Consider the following 21172-nt stretch of genomic DNA (forward strand, 5'->3'; position numbering starts at 1 on the left):
GGTATTAAGATTCCTTGCCCTGGTAAAAACACCTGCGGCATCGCGCTTCATAACTCCCTTTTTCTCCCAGCATCACTTTGGATTTCTCGGAAGATAGCCGGTAACTGAAAGCGGCCAAATCGCCGCATTTCATACAGATGGCATGAACCTTGGTTACATACTCCGCAATGGCCATTAATTGAGGCATGGGTTCAAAGGGTTTCCCTTCAAAATCCATATCCAACCCTGCCAGGATTACCCGAACTCCCGATCGGGCCAGTCGTTCCGTTACGGCAATGATTTGATTGTCAAAAAACTGAACTTCATCGATGCCCACCACATCGCAGTTTCCGGCTAATAATAGGATGTCATTTGCAAATTGAACCGGGGTGGAACGGATGATGCTTTCGTTGTGGGATACCACATTTTCCGCATGGTAGCGCTGATCCACGGCAGGTTTGAAAATCTCAACCTTCTGCCGAGCAATCAGGGCGCGGTTTAATCTTCGGATTAGCTCTTCGGTTTTGCCAGAAAACATGGATCCACAGATAACTTCTACCTGGCCTTTTCGTGCAGCCTGATCGTGATTTCCTAACAAAGGTTCGATAAACATGGTAATAAAAATAGGATTAACAACAACGACTATCCAATAACAGTACCAAAGGAAGACGGAAAGATAGGGCCTGCAATGGAATCCTCAAAATTACGGGTTTTTATCCGTTTTTTTACACCCTTGCAAGTCCCCTGTTAAGCAATGCATCCTTTCTTTAAAGGATAAAATCCCTACCTTTACAAGTACTTTTAACCGAATAATGACGATTCATATGGAAAGACAACGCAGTTTAAATACGGAATACGCTGCCAGGTATTCCAGGGAATTTGCCCAAAACCTATGCAAGGAATTTTTTGAATCAACGGAGACCATTAGCGGGGAGGAAATCGCTACCCTTACCCCTTGCCGACAGCTTAACCTGATGGTAATCAAGTCCCTATTTGAAAGTTGGCAAGAGCAAATGGAGCGGTTCTCCCGAAGTCCCTTTTTTGATTTTCAAGATAAAAAAGTAGTGAGTGCGTTGGAGGATTTTATGAACGTGCTTTCCAGGGCGATAAAAATCCGTCAGGAAGATTTCGAACCGCTACTGGAACGTTCCCTGGAAAAAGTGCTGAAGCTCGCCGTAGAACCATTGGCCTTTATGGAAGAGGAGTTGGAAGGTCAGATTAAAAAATCAAGCCCTGACTTCAAAGGTCTGCGAAAATACCTTAAGTGGCATGCTACTTCCTGGCAACCGGCGGTGGAGGTTCTGATTGAATCTCCGGAAAGCTCCACATGGAGAGAAAAACTACATCAGGGCTTTGATGATCATTTTTCTGAGGAAGCGTCTCCGGAAGCATTACTTGACCAAATCCACGCTGTTTTGCCCGTAGACATGGGCCAACTGATCATTTGGGAAACCGGGCCTGAAGGAACTACCACCCGGGTTTACCAGGAACCTGTCGAAGATAATTTGGAAGCGGCACCGCCTCCTGATGAAGCCGCCGGGGAAGCTGCCTCGGATGAGCGGGAATTGAGCATTGATCCGGCCCTGGCCTGGGCCCGGTTTGAATCGGAAGAACATGCCTATATGAAAGGCAGTATTGAGCATATTAGAGACGGAATGGGCATCAACCAACGAATCATGTTTACCAAGCGGCTTTTTCAGGGAAACCCGGACCTAATGGACCAGGCGCTGGAAGAGTTGGACCGTACAGATAGCTTTTTTGATGCGGTAAGCCTTATGAACAGCAGCTTTGTTAACACCCTTAAATGGGACGTGCAGTCGGATGAAGTACAGGAATTGTTGCAATTGGTCTTTCGGAAATTTGATGAAGCAAGCGATTGATGGACCTGCAAGGGCATTATCACCGGTTGCATGCCGAAGCAATGGCCAACGTGGCGACTGAGGGGTTTTCTTTTGATCCCGAAATAACAAACCCCTCCGATTCGAGGAGAGGGTTGACCCTTTTGCTCAGACCAGGCGAGGAGCTCCTGGCTGCTTTTTCGGCATTTATCGAAGCCGTTTATCGGGTGGCACCGGGGCAGTATTATTACCCGGATTCTGACATACATGTCACCCTAATGCCTGTGATTTCCTGTTATCCGGGATTTCGCCTTCAGGATCTGGAACTTCCGTTGTATATAGAATTAATTCAACAAGCCATGGAAGGCATCAAGCCGATACCGCTAAGGTTTGCCGGGGTGTTTGCCTCGCCATCCTGTTTGATGATTAAAGGCTTTCCGCAGGATGGGGAGCTTGAAAATGGCAGAAATAACCTGCGAGCAATCTTTGCAAGCTCTACCTTGGAGCAGTCGCTGGACAAACGGTACCGGCTGGTCTCCGCTCATTGCACCGTGATCCGTTTTCAAAAACCGGTGCAACAGCCTGAAATGGTGGTGGATTTACTGGACACATTTCAGGACCGGTTTTTTGGAGCGCAGCGTTTTGATCAGGTAGAATTGGTTTTTAACGATTGGTACCAGCGAAAGCAAAAGGTGCAAATCCTGGAGACTTTTCCTTTAAGAGGCAAGTAGCCAATCGGGATCAATCCGTAACGGTAACATTATCTATTAGGAAACGGGCCAGAGGTACTTTCGTATCGGCTCCCGGCAAAGGTGGAACCGGATCCTCATTGGGGGTTTTCCTTCCGGGTAAGTTGCGATACGGACCGGTCCGGAACGAAAGCCTTTCAATCGATTTTACCGCGACTGTCAGGGGGATGTGATCAGCTATCTTTTCCCCATTCCAGCTGAGGGAAAAATGGCCATAGGGCGTTGCCATCACCTGCAGGGAGAGCTTCTGCCATTCCCCCGGTTCAACTTTGCCGAGCAATATCTTTTCATGCCCGGCCAAATAGCTGAGATTCCTCTCTTCGTCCAGTAGGATGCGTATGGGGCGATTGCCATATCGGTCGGTGACATCCATTTCAAGCCGCCCGTTTCCGGTGGAGGCCGTCGTGAATTCCCATTCCAGTCGAACTTCCTGTCCTTCTTCAAAAACCCGGATGGCACGGGCATAATCGTAGGGGTCTTCATCTCTTAGCTCCAACACCCTACCTTCTCCGGAAGGGGAGGGGATCACATTGACCGGTGCCCAAAGGGGTGCATAAATATTCCAATCCGGGATGGCTCCATAGGGAGTCAAGGTGTTAAAATCATCCGAAACGGGTCCGGTCACTGCATGCCGGATGGGAGTCGGTACCCGGCTGACCCACATGTCTTCCTTATTCATGCTATAGGTGAGCCACATATCTTCGCCGGGAGGATTTCCATTGCCTGCTACAATTCCTCGCACGTAGCAGGGGCCAAAATCTTTCCAGCGCCCATAAAATCTTCGGGGAGGAACCTCTCCCTGTATCAATACCATGTCATCAAAAATAATTCCATCGTCCGAATGGATGGTAATTAATGGATACCGGTATTCGTCGATGTCAATCGGATTATAGACCAGGGCATACCGTTCGTCACTTGTTTGCTGTGCCCAAACCTTTCCACCAGCCATCGTAAGCGAAGGGGCTTTGATGGATGGGGAAAAGGTTTCCCCCCCATCACTGGAAATCGCTGTCATGGATCGTTTCCAGAAGCCAATGGTTTTTCCGTCCTTCCGGGTATAGTAGGAGAAGGCTGAACCGCCCCGGTCACCGGTATAGAATCCGTCCAGTCCATTATCTTCGTCTCGCCACTGTAGGGTCACCAGGGTATCGTTGAGAAGTTCCTCACAAGCGGCTACAAAAGCCGGGTCCGTTGATTTTTGGTAAAAGGGAAAGGCTGTGTTGCGCTCGTTCCATTCGGTATGGCTGCTATATCGGATAAAATAGATTGGCCCAAGGGATCCGTCCTCGTTAATTTCACGTACCACCCTTCCAATACCACCCTCTTCGAAAGGATCTTCCGAATGCCCGTAAAAAGCCAGGGTAAGCATTTTACCTTTGCTGCTGACATAAAATCCCATCCGTTGGTGCATCATATAGCCATCATAACCTTTGGGTATGCGCACGCCTTCCGGCGCGGGGTACGGAGGAAAAAGAACCTCCGGGTCGGTCCATTCCCGTCCATCCTTTGAGCGAATCAATAGCGTTTGTCCGGGCGCAATGTGTTCATCTACAGGGTTGCTTAAGTACTGTTGGTAAAAGGTACCCTTCCAATAGGCCAGGTTGGAAGCGTGGCTGTAGGTCCAATCGAATCCACCAGCCAGTCTGGGTTGGGTTCGGTTAACGCGCAGCGTCTGCCTGCTTTCTACCCCCACCGCGTACCTGAGCCGGCCCTCATGTACATCCGGGTCAATGCTGTTTCCTCCTATGTATCGGACAGGCTCATGAATACTTCCCGTTTGGGCCATGGATAGGGGAAGGTGGCTAAAATACCCAATAAATAAAAAGAGGCAAAGGAGAGGAAGACATGGCTTCATATGCTTATAATTTAATAAATATTTTTCGTCGGTAAAGTAGATAAGCCGGGATAAAATTGATAGCTACGAAGAGTAGTGCATACAGCATGCTGGCAAACTTCAGGGAAAGCCCCATGCCCGTGAAGGCATTCAGAAAATGAACATTTAGGGATTGTCCCCCCATTTCCAGCCCATAAAATAACAGTGATAGCACATCGGCCAGCACGTAAACGGTAATGGCATTGGCACCAAAAATAATCCCCACGCTGGTTCCTCTTTGTTTTCCTAAAATGTCTACCAGGAAATAGCAGGCCCCCAGGGCTATAAATGCGGCTCCACCGGTCACCAAGGTAAAGGAGCTGGTCCAGAGGTGTTTGTTGATGGGAAATACCTGCGCCCACAACAGTCCCAACAATACCAACGGTACACCCAAAGCCATCAAATAGTTTGCTTTCAGATGTTGGTTTTTATTTGAGAGCAGTATATGTCCAGCGAGCATGCCTAAGATTCCGGTCACAATCGCCGGGAGGGTGCTGAAAAGTCCTTCAGGATCCCAGGAGCCTTCCCACATTTTGCCCGGGAGTAGGATTCGGTCTATCCATGCAGCCAGGTTTCTTCCCGGTTCGAACATGACTACACCCTCGTCGGGAGTCGGGATCAGCGTCAAGGCAAGCCAGTAAACCAACAGGATGCCGCTGGCCAGGAAGGCTTGTTTTTTCCAGTCGCTGTTTAAGAAAAGGAATGCGCAGGCAAGGAAGACAACTGCGATGCGTTGCAGGACCCCGGCGATGCGCATGTCGGAAAAGTCAAAATGAGGAATGAGGTTTAAAAAAACGCCAACGATGAAAATTTTCAAGGAGCGGATCAGTATTTTTTTGTACATTTCTGGCTTGGGAAATCCACCTTCCAGCCGCTTGGTGTAAGCAAAGGCGATAGAAACGCCTACGATAAACAAGAAAAAAGGATAAATAAAATCAGTCATGGTAAGGCCATTCCAGGATGCATGCAACAGGGAGGGATACACATGGTCCCAGGTACCGGGGTAATTGACCAAAATCATGGCAGCTATGGTAAATCCCCTTAAGGCATCCAGGGAGATTAATCGGGTACTCGTTGGCTTCATACAATAAAATTAGGTTCGTTCAATAGTCAATTTAATACCAATGCAGGTAATAATAAGGCTACTTAAATCTGTTGAATTATGAATAAAAGCATTTCTTCCTTTCTGCTGCTTAGCATAAGCATTTTTTTTATCGCCTGTCAGAAAGAGCCTTCCTGGCAGCAAACTGTGGATCAGCTTCATTTGGAATGGGAGTTGGTCAGTAATTTTACGGAGGAAGAAGGTCAATTTGACGCCCGTTTTATAATCGAAAATAGTGGATATCAGCCATTGGAAGATGAAGGCTGGGCCTTATTTTTCAACATGTCTCCAAGGATGATCGTTAGCAGCACAGAGGCGGAGATCACTCATATCAACGGGGACTGGTATCAACTCACACCCCGGGAAGGATTTTACCTGGGCAGTGGGGAGCAAGTAGAAGTGGCTTATACTGGAATAGAAGGGATCATCAAGGAGACCGATGCCCCCATGGGGCTCTATTTCGTGTTTTATGGACAAGAGGAAGAGGAGCTGGCTACCATTCCGGTGAGCAACTGGGAAGTTAGGCCCTTCGAACGGGAGGAACAACTGCTCAGAGGTACCGCTGATGAGGAAAGCCCATACAGCCCGGCCAGCCAATTTGAGGCCAATGAAAAAAGAGCGTCCGTTGCGGCATCGGAACTTTCACCCATTATCCCCTCGCCATTTTTCATGGAAAAGGGAGAAGGCATTTTTGAAATTAATTCCGGAATGACCATTGCCTATCAGGAGGGGCTGGAGAATGAGGCCACTTACCTGAACGAAAAACTGGAAAGCCTGTCTGGAGTAAACCTGATGATTGAAGCGGGTCAGGGAGGAGACGCAGAAATTCTGCTTTCCGTTGCCGATATTCAAGTGGATGGGAAGCAAAAGGAAGCCTACCAGCTGGAGGTGCGCGAAGAGGGTGTTGTTATTACCGGTGGGGATGCGGCTGGCGTTTTTTATGGTGTTCAGAGTTTGTTGGCCTTACTGGAACCCGAGATTTACCTGGATAAGGAGTTGCCATTGGAAGTACCCGTTGTTCGCATAGACGATGCACCCCGATTTGGATTTAGGAGTCTGCACATGGATGTGGCTAGAAATTTTCAAACCAAGGAAACCATTAAGAAAGCCTTAGACATGATGGCCCACTACAAGCTTAATCACTTCCTCTTTTATACTACTGAAGATGAAGGCTGGCGAGTGGAAATTCCAGGACTTCCTGAGTTGACCGAGGTAGGAGGGCAGCGACAGCATGTCAAGGGAATGGACGAGGCCGCACTGCATCCCGGATATGGCTCCGGACCGAAAGCCTATGCCGCTGCGAGCCATGGCAGCGGGTTTTATACCCGGGAAGAATTTATCAACCTACTCGAATATGCCAGGGATCGTCACATCACCATCATCCCGGAGTTGAATTTTCCAGGGCATGCCAGGGCTGCCATTAAGTCCATGGAAGCGAGGTACCTGAAATTTATGGAGGAAGGAAATGAGGCGGCAGCAGAAGAATACCGGCTGATTGACCCCGATGACCAATCGGAATACCTTTCTGCTCAGGCCTACAAGGATAACGTGGTCAGTGTGGCCCGAGAATCCACCTATCGGTTTTATGAAAAGGTTGTGGACGAACTGGCCCTTATGTATCAGGAGGCTGGCCTGGAATTGAAAAAAATGCATGCAGGTGGGGATGAAGTGCCTGAAGGCTCCTGGACCCAATCTCCCATGGCCGATTCCCTGTTAAAAGAATTGCCGGACATTACGGATCCAAAAAACCTCCAGGCTTATTTTTTCCGTGAATTGATGAAGCGACTGGAAAAAAGGGACCTGGAAGTACATGTTTGGGAAGAAATGGCCCTGATAAAGGATGAAACGGGAGAATATCGGCCCAATCCGGAATTTGTAGGAAAAAAGGTAATACCCTATATATGGAATAACCTGTTTGACTACCCCGACATGGGCTACCAACTGGCAAATGAGGGGTACGAAGTGGTGCTTTGTAATGTATCTAATTTCTACTTTGACCTGGCCTATTCCAACGACCCTACCGAACCGGGTTTGTATTGGGCGGGATTTGTAGATACCAAGAATGCCTGGACCTTTGCTCCCTACGATTGGTTTAAAACCACCTATACGACCAATATGGGAAAGAAATTGGACCGGGAAGCGGAATTTAAGGAGATGGTCCGGATAAACCCGGAGGCAAGAGGAAATATCCTGGGTTTGGAAGCGCAGCTTTGGGGAGAGACCGTTAAAGGGGGTGATATGGCAGAATATTACATTTTTCCTAAGCTGCTGGGCTTTGCCGAGAGTGCCTGGGCGAAGGAGCGGGAATGGGAGCGGGAAAATGATCTGGAATTAATGGACCGTGAAATTGAAAAAGGCTGGAATCGGTTTTCCAACACCATTGCCCAAAGGGAGTATCCCAAACTGGCCCGCTGGAACGGGGGGTATGTTTATCGAATCGCTCCTCCCGGGGTGAAGGTAGAAAACGATACCCTTCAGGCCAATGTGAACTTTCCCGGGCTCGAACTTCGCTATACCACAGATGGCAGCGAACCCAGCCCAACTTCCCCGAAGTACGAAATGCCGATACCCTTGGAGGGTGAAGTAAAGGTAAGAGCGTTTGATAAAACAGGAAAGGGAAGTAGAACGGTAACTGTAAACCCCGGGACAGGTAGGGTTTCCAATGATAATCTCCAGCCTCGCTGATTTAAACGACACCCTGCTGTCGTCCAAGCTGCCGCCAGTTCAGAAGCCTGAGCGAAGTCGGATGCTACAGAAACTGTACCAATGAGGTAGCAAAAGCACGCTGAAAAGGCTGATAAAAATTAATCATAAAGGGCAGGTGCTAACCAGGCAGGTCCCCTAAAGCTCTCATTTGTTTTCTATCGGTCAATCTGGGGGGAAATCCACCAGTTTGATCCTATCCTGCCAATGGCATAATACTTTTTAGCAGGCTATTTTTCCAGGATCCACCCCCCTAATGGCCCCAGAGTCCGACGGTCTTAGAACCAGTTTTTTTGCCCATTTTTTTCGAATAGAATGTATCTTCTGATCAATAAAATTCGTTTTCTTTTTTCTTATTTATATGATTTTAATTAATGATTATAAATAATTAGTGTATATATGTAACTAAACGAGATTATTTTGTAACATAATGGGGTATTTACTTCACTATATTTGTTAAGTATTGATTTACCTAATTAGAATTTTAATAGAATACCCTAAATTCCAAAAAGATATGAAAAAGATATTAGTTGTTGATAATCAAATTTCTAATTGTGACCTTTTAAAAAAATTTCTTTCTCGGAATAATTATGAGGTTGAAACCATCACCCAAGGAAATCTTGCTTTGAATATTATTGAAAAGGCTAAGTTTGATATCATCATTAGCGAATACCGTTTGCCAGATTTAGCCGGTGCTGTCTTTTTTGAGAAAGTATTGAAAATTCACCCAGGTATTGCCATGATCTTCATGAGCCGGGATTTTAATTTGAAAAATGTAGTGGACTTAATCAAACGCGGGGCCTTCAATTACCTGTCGAAGCCATTGAATCCGGATGAATTGCTTGAAGCGGTTCGGGATTGCGGTAGGTCACATGATTCCCAACGTCTGAATATTTCCTCTTCGGTGAAGCAGAACCAACTGCCGGAAAATGGCACGCGCAATGAATTTGGCTTTGTAGTGGGTAAAAGCAGAGAAGCCTTAGAGATGGTCAGTCAGATAAAAAGAGTGGCGACTACTAATTTCACCGTTATAATAGAAGGAGAAACCGGCACCGGGAAGGAGGCGGTGGCTAGGCATATTCACAAAATTAGTGATCGGTCCAATAAACCATTTGTAGCCGTTGACTGCGGAAGTCTTTCCAAAGAAATAGCTGGAAGTGAGCTTTTTGGTCATGAAAAAGGAGCCTTCACGGGAGCGGTTTCCAAAAAAACGGGATTGTTTGAACTGGCCAATGGAGGCACGATTTTTCTTGATGAAATCGCTAATCTATCCCTGGAAACGCAAATGGCCTTGCTCAGAGCCCTTCAGGAAAAAGTCATTAGGAAAATTGGCGGAGTCAATGAGGTGCCCATCGATGTACGGGTGATTGCAGCCACTAACGAAGACTTGAACGCCAAGTCGGCACCCATTTGTTTTCGTGAAGATCTATTTTTCCGATTGAGTGAATTTATCTTAAAAGTTCCAACGCTAAAAGAAAGGATTTCAGACCTTCCCTTGTTTATCGATCATTTTCTCGTGGATACAAGCGAGGAATTAGGAATAGAGAAACCGCAGCTTTCTGATGAAGTGAAGGATATATTTCATAATTATGAATGGCCCGGCAATATCAGAGAGCTAAAAAATGTCATTCGGCGCGCCTGCCTGTTTATCGAAAAAGACCATTTTATCTATAAAGATGCCTTACCACATGGTTTATTAGCTACCGTTATCACCAATAAATTGAACGGGGGATCGGAAGTCAACACCGAGATGCAGTCGGAGAACAGGGAATCGGCAGATCCCGATCTGAAATCGGCTGCCCGAAGGGCCGAATTGACCCGGATTATGGAGGTACTTCAGAAGGTTGATTTTAATAAAACGAAAGCCGCAGAAATATTAAATATTCACCGAAAAACGCTCTATTCCAAATTAAAGGTTTTAAGATAGTCTCTAAGTTACAACCGAAAGTGATCGATATTGAAAGGGGAGGGTTTGTACCCGAGAATTGGGTACAAATCCTTATTTAGTTTTCTTGACCTCGAAATGGGGTAGGTATACTCCCGATGTCAGCCGTATTTCCAATTGCTCCAAACGGATCTTTTATTTAAATTGATACCTGTTTGTTTGTAATTCGGCGTAGATAAGTAGGGCTAATTGCTGTTTTACTAAAAATACCCAATGATTATCTTGGAATCTAAGTAATCATTGGGTTATGAACAGAGTTCATCATTGTTGTTGGATCAATCTGAGCCCTCCGTCTTGACTATTTTATTGTAAACACCCATCAGAAGAATGGGTGCTGCCCACTGGCCAACAAAAAGTGCCATCTCGTTTTTTTTGACCAATTTAAGGGTTAATGAAAGACCCATGGCAGCTATTGAGGTCCATAAATAGGCATCAGAAGGAACTTCTGCCGTATAGTTTTCAATATTTTTTGCAATTTGACCTTCTTTTTTATCCTTGTTCATATTAATAGGGTTTTGGTTAAAATGTGAATGAAAATGGTAGTGCAGTTTATAAAACACGCACTGATCCAAACGATATAAGTTCAAAGATCATACCCTAAATAGCCTGGATCTTTTAAATTACTTAAGTCCGGTAAAACATTACGTTATTATTAGTCTTCCAGCATAATAGTTGCTCCTTTATTACCAAGAATGGTCGTAAATAATTTTCAAAATCATGGGACTATACAATTGGGTACAATCCATTAAAGAAAAAATTTTGAAGGAAATCAAGGTGCTGAAAGGAGAGAAAGGAAAAAACAAGGTGTTTTCAAGTAAAAATGAATTTGTCAATAATGAAGGTGACCAGGCTGCAGGCAGAGATTGGATCAACACGCTAATGGCAGGAGGGGGCTGGCTGGGGTTTCAAAAATTACAATGGAAGAACCTAACGGAGTACTTGGTGCACCTTACCGAAAAAGAACGGGTTCAAAAGTAATTAATCCATTTGATTGTTGGCCTTACAGCTTGTTCTGCTGAGCAATCCAATAATTACAGTTTCAAACCCATCGCATACGAAATTCTATCAAATCAATAATAACGTGGGTTCGACCTATTTTCATAATAAAACCTTCATTACGAGGCCCTTAGATCGGGTGTGTGCGGAGGAATCCGTGGGAATCTTTAGTTAAACGGGACTGCCACAACATTGTACCTATAATAAGGCGCTACCATTGCCAATATAGCCGGGTATTAAGTACGTTCTTTACTCGAATTCACGTTAATAGCTGCTACCTATCTGGATAACGCTACGGATTTCTTGAAGTAGTGATTTTTACATCACCCCTGAGGAAACCAGTATAGAAGTCTGCTCAAATTCCTACGCTTCAGATTTGCTGGTTTCCGTTTGGGGGCTTCGCTGCTTCGTTAGCAAGGCGTGGTAACCCTCAGGATCTTTGATTTGTATCAAGGCTACTGCTTCTTTTAACATCACCTCCAATTCCTCATAATACAGATCGTCTTCTGCGATGGCATCTTCCAGGATTTGCCTCCATTGTTCCTGCACCTGCGGATCGAATGGTTTCGCTTGTAGTTTCTTTACCTGTTCATGGTCAGTAATACGTGACAGTTTATAGCTTAGCCAATCATAGGTTTTTTCGAGACTTTCTTTTACGTTCTCTTTGCCGGATTCCTGATTCAGGTAATGAAGAATCATGGGTAATTGTGCTGGTATTGTTTTCATGATATGCTATTATTAGTTTAAAGACAGTTTCCAAAAAAAACTATGTTTTGAACAGCTTTGGTTAGTTGGATTCAAAAAATGAACCATAAACATCATCTGGCATAAATAACCGAAATATTTTGTAAATTTTTTACAATCATCAAAATCGAATATAATTTTGGAAAAACTCCAGTTTACTTTTAAATCAGAAATTCTTGGAATATTTAACACAATTTTAATAAAAGCCACTTTTTAAAACCGTCTTATCAATCATTCGATTATTTTTTTATCATGAAATTGTTAAACACTTCATTTTCAATTCGTAATGCAATCGTAAATTTCGCAAAATGAAGATTAATATACGTGATTTGCGCAGATTTTACCAATTTAAACCTTGATATTCATAAAAAAATAGGGTGCACACGCACGAAGATTATGTGTTTTGTGTATGCCAAACAGTTTATTATCACTTAAATACTTGGGATATGGAACAACCTGACAAAAAATTACTGGATGGTTTTCGGAATGGGGACCGCAAGGCCTTCGAAAAGATTTACCAATATTACAGGGTACCTGTGATTCGTTTCAGTGTTTCCATTATCAAAGATGAGCAGGAGGCGGAAAACATTTATCATGAGGTATTTATGAAAATTCTCAAGCGGAGGAGTAAAATTCGGCCGGAATTAAATTTTAATTCCTATGTATTTACCTCGGTCAAAAACGAGATTTTCGATTACCTGAAGGCTTTGAACAAAAATAATAGTCTAAAGGAAAAATTCTGGGATCGAATCCATCAGGAAGAGGATGATTGCAGCCAGGTAAAGGAAGAGCAATTGACCAAAATGGAAAGCATTATCGGAAATTTATCTCCCAAAAGGCGAAAAATACTGGAGATGAATTATTTTGAAAAAAAGTCCTACAATGAAATCGCCGATATTCTGATGATTTCAAAAAATACGGTTAAGAATCAACTGGTAAAAGCCAAATTTATCCTTAGAAAGGAAATGGAATAAACGGTCCGGTAGGTATTGACCAACGAACACATTTGATTTTCTTCAAATGCATGGAATCCCTTGCGCCGCTTTCGAATCGGGTATATTTTTTGGTTTGGTGCAATAATAAAAAGTCGTACTTAATGGATTATTTCTCCTGGGTTGACTTAGCATGACACTTTTTTTGACAATAAATCTCCTCGCAGAAAGCTTTAGGCTTTTATTTTTTGAGTAATAGGCGGTATTTACCTAAGTTTGGTAACATACCCGTCAAGCACCTTAAATAGATAGTTTATTCCTTAAAGATATGATAAAACAGCTGTTCTTTACTCTTTTTGTAGTTGCATTTGCTTTCTCCTCCTCCTATGGGCAGAAGGCTGAACCATTGCTAATAGGAAGCGACCGAGAGCTATTTGTGGACCAATACCTGATCGAAACCTTGGAAAAAGCCGAAATTACGCTGCACCATCCCGAAGACAAGGGAAAGGTACTGGATTTTGACAAGCCATGGGAAGGCGCATTCTCTGCCTATGTGACCATCATTGAGGAGGACGGCTTTTTCAGAGCCTATTACAGGGGTGTTCCTACGGCCGGCAAAGACGGTAATAGCGCTGAGCTGACCTGCTACGCCGAATCAAGGGATGGCATACACTGGGAAAAGCCCAGCCTGGGCATCTATGAAATAGAAGAAAGCAAAGACAACAATGTAATATTGGCCAATGCCGCTCCCATCACCCATAATTTTAGCCCCTTTCTGGACAGCAATCCGGCAGCCAAACCAAACGAAAAATTCAAGGCCCTGGGCGGTACTTCTAAAAGTGGCCTGGTAGCCTTCACCTCTGCAGACGGGAAAAACTGGAAGAAAGTCCAAGAGGAAGCCGTGTTTACCCAGGGAGTATTTGATTCTCAGAATGTATCCTTCTGGTCGGAGGAAGAACAGGTGTATGTTTGTTATTTCCGGACCTGGACCGGTAAGGGATACAAAGGGTTCCGCTCAGTAAGCCGAACTACTTCCAGGGATTTTATCCATTGGACAGACCCCGAGCCGATGGGCTTTGGGAATACCCCTTACGAACACCTGTATACGCAGCAGACCAGCCCCTATTTTCGGGCACCCCATATCTACCTGGCCATTGGTGCCCGTTTCATGCCTAACCGAAAGGTGGTATCGGATGCGGAAGCCGAAAAATTGGGAGTGAATCCCAACTATTACAACGACTGCTCCGATGTCATCCTGATGTCATCAAGAGGGGGCAACCGTTATGACCGGCAATTTATGGAGTCCTTTATCCGGCCGGGCATCGGTTTGCAGAACTGGGTGTCCCGGTCCAACTACCCCGCATTGAATGTGGTAAAAACCGGAGAGACCGAAATGTCCATTTATGTGAATCAGGATTATGCTCAGCCATCTGCTCACCTGCGCCGGTATGCCCTGCGTCTGGATGGATTTGCTTCTTTGTCCGCCGGATATGAAGGTGGGGAAATGCTTACCAAATCCTTTATATTTAAAGGCGAAACGCTGGAACTCAATTATTCCACCTCCGCTGCCGGTGAAATCAGAATAGAACTGTTGGATGAAAATGGAAACAAAATACCAGGGTATTCCATGGAGGAAGCCCAGCCGGTAATCGGTAATGAAATTTCCAGAGAGGTGTATTGGAATGGAAGTAGTGATGTTTCGGAGTTATCCGGAAAACCGATTCGAATGCGGGTGTACCTGAAAGATGCTGATTTGTTTGCGTTCAGGTTTCACTGACCCGATGATAAAATCCAACGGAACACCTCACTTTTCAATCTTGCAAATGGCCACAAACCCGGCCTCATCGTAATGGTTGAAATATCCGCCAAGATAGATTACCTCTTCGTGGAAATAGATTTTATCCACCCGGTTATTGGGTCCGGGAACGGCTCCATGCCAACTTTCGCCATCCCAGATAGCGATATTTTCGGTAGGGACTCCACCTACGGAATTAAAAGCACCCCCGACCCACAGGTGGTCCTCGATGACACACAAGCCCCTACCGGCCAAATCAAAGGTGGAAGAAGATGGGTCGGTCATGTTAAGTCCTAAACCCAGGGATTTCCATTCAGAGCCGTTCCATTTGGCAATGTGGTTTGTCTGCGTTCCCCCGGCGGTGTTGAAGGTGCCGGTGGCGTATAACTCGTCCTTATATACCGCCAAATCAAACACCTGACCGTCGATTCCCGCTCCGAAGTTGCACCATCTGTCCCCGTTCCAGGTGGCGATACTACGGGCGGCTTCTCCTCCGGCCGTCGTGAAATCTCCAGCTACCACCAATTCTCCCCTGTACACGATTTGTGTATGCACAGGTCCATCCAGTCCGCTGCCCAACATGCGCCATCGTTCACCATTCCAACTACCGATGTGCCTGGTAGGAATGTCCTGACTCCCAATTCCGGCAATGGTAAAATCTCCACCAACAACCAGGCTGCCCTGGTAGATCCCCAATGTGTTGACCGGGAGATTGAGTCCTTCCCCCACTTCCTCCCAGCCAGTGCCATTCCATTTTACCAAATGCAGCGCATCCTCCTGTTTTGCGTCCATAAAATGGCCGCCGGCATAAAGAACCCCCTCGTGAACCAGCAAGGCAGGGGTCAGGTTGGGTAAGCCGCGACCCATTTTCTTCCATTGGTTACCATCATAGGCACCCACATAATCCGCCCCTATGCCATTGATCTGAGAAAATTCTCCGGATACGATTAACTGCTCTTCGAAAAAAAGCATATCTCTCACCCCATAGTTGATCGCTCCCCCACCGACAGCGGTGAGGGTCATGCCTTCAAAGGGCTTTTCTTCTGGGATTTCAGATTCAATTTCCTCTTCCGGTTCTTCGTTATCGACCTGTGCCGGGACATCGGAAAAATCACCTCCCTCACATGCCATGACACCTATTGCTATCAAGGCCAACCAAGCTGTTTTTTTCATTTGTATAAAAGTTAATACTGATTAAAAGTCATTGTTCACCCATTAAAAAGTCTGTAGCGATTCCGAACCAAAAAAAATGAAGCGATTTGGAACCCTGTCGCTTTCCTATTTTGTAAACAAAGGGCTAAAATAAGGACTTAATTATTAATTTTAAACTGGGGAACGAGATTTTTTTTCTTTCCATGAAAAGGCAGGTAATTCCAAGGTACCCAACGCTTCCCGGGCAAAAATTTGAGTGGCTGAATAAATGGTATGGCTAAAGCCGAAGATGGGGACTAATTCCCGATTGCCTACAGCTAAAGCAGTAGGCAATTGATAAAAACATTCAATAGGAAATAGCCCATTCCAAGAAAAAGCGGGCTTTAGCCCAAATTGGTACGGCTATTAAGACAATTCGTTTATATATTCAATAGGAATGCGGCTTTAGCCCATTCAATAAAATAGCGATCAAAAGTCCTGGGCTTTAGCCCAAATTTAGGATAGGACAAGTGTAGAGTAACCCAGATTTGGCTAAAGCCAGGGATTTTGGCGCATTCCCGATTGCCTACAGCTAAAGCAGTAGGCAATTGATTCAACGGAAATGATTCCAAAATAACAGAGGAATTTTGGCTTATAAATATATTTGCAGACTCCCGGAATCCGAGCCTACTTCAATAGGAATGCGGCTTTAGCCCATTCAAAAAAAATTACCAATTAAATGTCATGGGCTTTAGCCCAAATGTAGAGTAATCCAGGTTTGGCTAAAGCCAGGGATACGGACAATAATCCGATTGCCTACAGCTATTAGGCAATTGATGATAGGTAAATCTGGTTCCGGATCATGATGGATCTATCTTTAACGAAACAACCCTCAATAGGATTGGGCTTTAGCCCATTCCAAATTATAGATTTCCAATCCCCTGGCTTTAGCCAAAATTGCTGGGAAAAACACCAGCAAATCATTAGCTCCTTCAATAGGTAATTGCCCAATCCACAGGTTGAACCGTAAATTTGGATTTTAGGGTTTGGGGATAACGTTTTGGCTAAAGCCAATGATGCTGGTAAATTCCAGGGTACCTACAGCTGAAGCAGTAGGCAATTGATACAAAGGGAATGGCTCCAAAATAGCAGAGGGATTTTGGTTTATAAATAAAAATCTGGATTTCCCGCAATCCGACCTCCTCAATAGGAAATAGCCCATTCCAAAAAATGTCAATCAAAGTTCCTGGGCCTCAGCCCAAATTTCGGATCGGGCAAATCTTAAATCTAATTGGTCTCCTAAGAAAAGTTTGATTTTCAAATTTTAATTAATAAATTAATAGTTGAAATATACCCCAGGTATTAATACAGGTCTTCCTCTGTCCATGCTGAAAAATTCACCGGCTATGCATCGAATCTTATTTCCCTTTTTGTTTGTCGTTTTGTTGTTTTCCTGTGATTCGGGGAAAAAGGATGAAGGCGGTAATAAAAAAAGCGAAGGTTCAAATACGGCCGTGTATTTTGAAAAATTGGACAGTATTAAGATTGATTACCTGGGAAGCCCAACCGTTCACGACCTGGATCCCATAAACAGAACAGTGCTTTTTATGGAACATAAAGAATTCACTGAGCAAATTTTGTTGGCTGATTTTGAAGGCAATATACAGGCTTCGTTTACCAAATCGGGAGATGTGCCAGACAGCTATGGGGCCCTGATGGCTTCTTTAAAGATTGATGGGGATAGTTCATTTATGGCTTACAGTTATAATGGATTTTTGACTTATGATTTTAACGGAGAACTTCAATCACGGGTAAAACTGAAAGAATTTCGGGTTCCAAATTTTACCCGGAAGGCTATGGGCTATGGAATGGAAAAATGGGAAGGAAAATATTTGTATATAGATCAGGGATCGCGGGATATCAACTACAGTAGCATCGATGCTTACAACGAAATACGATTATTGAATTGGCTGGACCCCGAAACAGGAGAGAAGGAACCCTTTATCCAATTTCCCGAAAGCAGTATTTTCAAAAGTGGCAAATACTTTTTCAGAGATTCCTGGGCCCCTGCTTTTACCCTAGTGGATAACCGGATTTATGTGGCATTTGGTATTGAACCGATAATTTATATATACGAGGCATATCCACCTTATTCCCTAATTTCGAGTTTTCCACTTGACCTTCCAAATTATGAATATTTTAAGGGTGAAGTTGACTATGGTCCTGGATTTGAATTAAAGGGGTTTAATTACGGATCAGGAAGAATTTTAAATATTAAAAAAATTGACAAACATTTCGCAGTGGCCTATTTTAAAGGATATGAAAAAAAGGATAGAGATGAGTCTTCTATCAATAAATCACCTGAGGAAGCAAGAGCTTTTAATGAACGGATGCGGGAAAAATACCCTATACATATTGCTGTTCTGGATTCAAATGGTAATAGGTTGAACGATTTCGTCCCTAAAGGTTTGAGAGCCAGTAGTATGCTGATCCGTAATCATGAACTTTGGATGGTTGAGGAACCTGATCGAGAAACTGAGCGGGATTATTTCCGGCTGTTTCGGGTGGGGCTGAAAATGGAAAGGTCAAATCAAAAAACCATGCTTAAGCTATCATTGCATGCAACAACTTGATTATCAGGAATGCGGCCTTAGTCCAAAACAGTGGAGGCTGGACCTATTTCGGACCTGATTTGGCTAAAGCCAGGGGGGGCTGGCAAATTCCAGATTGCCTACAGCTGAAGCAGTAGGCAATTGATTCAAGGTGATGATGCAAAGATTTTGAATAGATTTTGGCTTTTAAATAAAAATCGGACCTCCTGCCATTCGAACCCCTCTTCAATAGGAAATAGCCCATTCAGTAAAATAGTAATCAAAAGTTCCTGGGCTTTAGCCCAAATTTCGGATCGGGCAAATCTTAAATCTAATTGTTCTCCTAAGAAAAGTTTGATTTTAAAATTTTAATTAATAAATTAATAGTTGAAATATACCCCAGGTATTAATACAGGTCTTCCTCTGTCCATGCTGAAAAATTCACCGGCTATGCATCGAATCTTTATTCCCTTTTTGTTTGTCGTGTTGTTGCTTTCCTGCGATTCCGGGAAAAAGGATAATGGTGGGAATAAAGAAATCGAAGGTTCAAATACGGCTGTGTATTTTGAAAAATTGGACAGTATAAAGATTGATTACCTCGGAAATCCTTCCGTCCATGACATTGACCCTAAGTCAGGTACCATTTTGTTTATGGAGCACAGGCAATTTACTGAAGACATCATGGTTGCCAATTTTGAGGGCGAAATTCTCGACTCCTTCTCCAAATTGGGAGATGTCCCTGATGGGTATGGAAGACTGATGTCAACATTAAGAATTCTTGATGACAATACTTTTCTGGTCTATGGATACAATGGTTTTATGACTTATGATTTTTCAGGCAAGCTTCTAAGCAGGGTAAAACTCAAAACATTTCAGCTACCCTTTTTTAGAAGGGATGCAATGGGTTTTGGAATGGAAAAATCGGGCAATCGTTATGTATATCCTGACCAAGAGGTACCTGAAGGCATTTCTGAATCTGATACCCGGTTTTACGAGGAAATGGATTTGATGTTTTTGCTTAACCCAGAATCCGGTAGCAGAGAGCCTTTTATCAAGCTTCCTGAAGGCAGTTTATTTCGAAACGGGAAATTCTTTTACATGAATGCCTGGCGGCCAATATTTACAATCGATGATGACCAAATGTATGTGGTGTTTGGGGCCGAACCCGTGATTTATGTTTACAGCTTAACCGAACCCTATTCTTTACTTTCAAGTATACCTTTTGACTTGGACGATTACCGGTATTTCAGGGGTTCAATTGATAATTCCGTCGATCACACCTTAATGTTCACTTCAGGCAATATTTTGAATATCAAGAAGATAGATGGATATTTTGTGATCGCCTATTTCCCTGGATATTCTGATGCAGATAAGGAAGCCGAAAACGAGAATAAAACCCAACAGGAAAACCTACTATTCAGGGAAAGAATGCTGAAGAAATATGCCAAAAGAATAGCCATTCTGGACGCTGAAGGCCATAAGGTCAGTGATTTTGTTCCCGATGGATTGACTCCGGAAAGCATGTTGCTCAGGAATAATGAACTCTGGATGCAAGAAAAACCGGATGAGGAAGTAGAGCGGGATTATTTTCGACTGTTTCGGGTGGAACTCAGGGTGGAGAATAAGAATGGTATGGATTGATTTTAAAACAAATACAAGATGCGGAATTTATGTTACCTCGCCATTATTTTATTGGTTTCCTGCGAGGGGAAAATGGGCAAAACCGGTCCGGACTACTTTTCCAATCGGCAATTTTCTCTGGACACCGTAATGATCGATTCCGGTGATGAAATTCTCTTTGTGAAGCACCAGCTTTTGAATGCTGACATGGGTAAGGACGGGAAATATTTTTATAATTTCAATGGTGATGACCATACCCTGGAAAAAATTAACCTGGATGAGTTGCGCCTGGAGGAAAAGCTCCCTTTTGAAAAAGAAGGACCGAACGGGACCGGGCCTGGTATAGGAGTGATGAGAATTATCGACGAAAGCCATGTTTCCATAACGGCTATATACCAGATCTCCTTATTCTCTATGGAAGGAGAAAAGTTAATGACCGTTTATTATGAAAATTTCTCGTTGGCGAATTGGCATAACGGTGGGGATTTGTTATCGGGAACTAAGGTGGTACTGGACCCCGATGCCAAGCGATTATATGGATTGATTCAAGGGTACGAGGATAAAAGGTTTGTTTTGGGACTGCTCCATTTGGAGGAATATGAAACTTCCAGAGTTGAGCTAAAAAGCTTTGAGAGATTACCTGATTATAGCTTTGAATATACGATCTCAGGAAAGGCTACAGTTCATATGAGCGAATCACCAAAAGTGGGGATAGAAAAGTTTGGTAAAAAAGTGATACTATCGAATGAAATCACGAATGCTCTGATATGGTACGACACGGAGATGGATTCTTTGTTTATGAAATCATACGATAGCCAGCTTACTGCCAACCAAAAAGAGAAAGAATACCAAAAAGTACATGAAACTCCTGAGGAATTTAAGGTTGAATATGCAAGGTATAAACAAGAAGTTAATTTCATGTCACCCTTTTGGGATAGTGACAGACAATGTTTTTACCGGTTTTCCTATGAGGAAAATGAGAGCAAAACGATGGTGTATTTAACAGCATTTGACAAGGACTTAAACATGCTGGGAGAAATTTTAGTCCCCCAATTGACCAAAAAGCCCGGAAGGCATTTTGTCAAGGATGGGAAGGTTTGGATGTATGAAAATATGGAAGATGAAATGGGGTTTATCAGGTTGGCGATTAGCAAATAGCATTATGAGGTTATCC

16 protein-coding genes are annotated in these 21172 nt (G+C 43.9%); 10 read left to right on the forward strand and 6 right to left on the reverse strand.

Annotated features, from left to right (window positions below):
• Nucleotides 1-4 precede the first annotated feature (4 nt).
• Nucleotides 5-592 (reverse strand): thymidine kinase, encoded by a 588-nt coding sequence (locus GJS45_RS19670; RefSeq protein ID WP_162343579.1) that lies wholly within the window; start codon nt 590-592, stop codon nt 5-7.
• A 211-nt stretch (nt 593-803) separates the two neighbouring features.
• Between GJS45_RS19670 and GJS45_RS19675 the strand changes: the two genes are divergently transcribed.
• Complete coding sequence (locus GJS45_RS19675) at nt 804-1859, forward strand: hypothetical protein (protein ID WP_162343580.1); 1056 nt, start codon at nt 804-806, stop codon at nt 1857-1859.
• On the forward strand, nt 1859-2548 hold the full coding sequence (locus GJS45_RS19680) for a 2'-5' RNA ligase family protein (RefSeq protein ID WP_162343581.1): 690 nt from the start codon (nt 1859-1861) through the stop codon (nt 2546-2548). Before GJS45_RS19675 ends, GJS45_RS19680 begins: the two co-directional genes overlap by 1 nt.
• A 10-nt stretch (nt 2549-2558) precedes the next feature.
• Here GJS45_RS19680 and GJS45_RS19685 read toward each other — a convergent pair whose 3' ends face one another.
• Both GJS45_RS19685 and GJS45_RS19690 read right to left on the reverse strand, forming a co-directional pair.
• A complete protein-coding gene (locus tag GJS45_RS19685) occupies nt 2559-4421 on the reverse strand; it encodes a hypothetical protein (RefSeq protein ID WP_162343582.1) in 1863 nt (620 codons plus the stop codon).
• Between the two features lie 4 nt (nt 4422-4425).
• On the reverse strand, nt 4426-5523 hold the full coding sequence (locus GJS45_RS19690; RefSeq protein ID WP_162343583.1) for an acyltransferase family protein: 1098 nt from the start codon (nt 5521-5523) through the stop codon (nt 4426-4428).
• Nucleotides 5524-5601: 78 nt separating this feature from the next.
• Here GJS45_RS19690 and GJS45_RS19695 point away from each other — a divergent pair, with 78 nt between their 5' ends.
• Both GJS45_RS19695 and GJS45_RS19700 read left to right on the forward strand, forming a co-directional pair.
• Complete coding sequence (locus tag GJS45_RS19695; RefSeq protein ID WP_162343584.1) at nt 5602-8226, forward strand: family 20 glycosylhydrolase; 2625 nt, start codon at nt 5602-5604, stop codon at nt 8224-8226.
• A 532-nt stretch (nt 8227-8758) separates the two neighbouring features.
• Entirely contained in the window at nt 8759-10171 is a 1413-nt protein-coding gene (locus tag GJS45_RS19700) for a sigma-54-dependent transcriptional regulator (protein ID WP_162343585.1), read from the forward strand.
• A gap of 293 nt (nt 10172-10464) precedes the next feature.
• Here GJS45_RS19700 and GJS45_RS19705 read toward each other — a convergent pair whose 3' ends face one another.
• On the reverse strand, nt 10465-10692 hold the full coding sequence (locus tag GJS45_RS19705; RefSeq protein ID WP_162343586.1) for a hypothetical protein: 228 nt from the start codon (nt 10690-10692) through the stop codon (nt 10465-10467).
• A 214-nt stretch (nt 10693-10906) separates the two neighbouring features.
• Here GJS45_RS19705 and GJS45_RS19710 point away from each other — a divergent pair, with 214 nt between their 5' ends.
• A complete protein-coding gene (locus GJS45_RS19710; protein WP_162343587.1) occupies nt 10907-11167 on the forward strand; it encodes a hypothetical protein in 261 nt (86 codons plus the stop codon).
• Nucleotides 11168-11548: 381 nt separating this feature from the next.
• Here the strand turns inward: GJS45_RS19710 and GJS45_RS19720 are convergent, their stop codons facing one another.
• On the reverse strand, nt 11549-11911 hold the full coding sequence (locus GJS45_RS19720) for a hypothetical protein (protein ID WP_162343588.1): 363 nt from the start codon (nt 11909-11911) through the stop codon (nt 11549-11551).
• 464 nt (nt 11912-12375) lie between these two features.
• Here GJS45_RS19720 and GJS45_RS19725 point away from each other — a divergent pair, with 464 nt between their 5' ends.
• The gene (locus tag GJS45_RS19725) at nt 12376-12903 is read left to right on the forward strand and encodes an RNA polymerase sigma factor (protein ID WP_162343589.1); all 528 of its coding nucleotides are present in this window, start codon (nt 12376-12378) and stop codon (nt 12901-12903) included.
• A 286-nt stretch (nt 12904-13189) separates the two neighbouring features.
• Nucleotides 13190-14638, forward strand: a complete 1449-nt coding sequence (locus tag GJS45_RS19730) for a glycoside hydrolase family protein (protein ID WP_162343590.1) — start codon at nt 13190-13192, stop codon at nt 14636-14638.
• Between the two features lie 27 nt (nt 14639-14665).
• On the opposite strand, the gene GJS45_RS19735 is transcribed toward GJS45_RS19730, so the two are convergent.
• Nucleotides 14666-15829, reverse strand: a complete 1164-nt coding sequence (locus GJS45_RS19735; RefSeq protein WP_162343591.1) for a hypothetical protein — start codon at nt 15827-15829, stop codon at nt 14666-14668.
• 1364 nt (nt 15830-17193) lie between these two features.
• On the opposite strand from GJS45_RS19735, the gene GJS45_RS19740 reads away from it, so the two are divergent.
• From GJS45_RS19740 to GJS45_RS19750, 3 genes are all read left to right on the forward strand, one after another.
• Nucleotides 17194-18420 (forward strand): hypothetical protein, encoded by a 1227-nt coding sequence (locus GJS45_RS19740; protein WP_235954883.1) that lies wholly within the window; start codon nt 17194-17196, stop codon nt 18418-18420.
• Nucleotides 18421-18828: 408 nt separating this feature from the next.
• Nucleotides 18829-20019: a hypothetical protein gene (locus GJS45_RS19745; RefSeq protein WP_235954884.1), complete on the forward strand. Its 1191-nt coding sequence runs from the start codon at nt 18829-18831 to the stop codon at nt 20017-20019.
• Nucleotides 20020-20037: 18 nt separating this feature from the next.
• On the forward strand, nt 20038-21156 hold the full coding sequence (locus GJS45_RS19750; protein WP_162343592.1) for a DUF4221 family protein: 1119 nt from the start codon (nt 20038-20040) through the stop codon (nt 21154-21156).
• The last annotated feature ends 16 nt before the right edge of the window (nt 21157-21172 follow it).

Source organism: Cyclobacterium salsum, from assembly GCF_010119245.1.
In the GTDB taxonomy this organism is placed as follows: Bacteria; Bacteroidota; Bacteroidia; order Cytophagales; family Cyclobacteriaceae; genus Cyclobacterium; species Cyclobacterium salsum.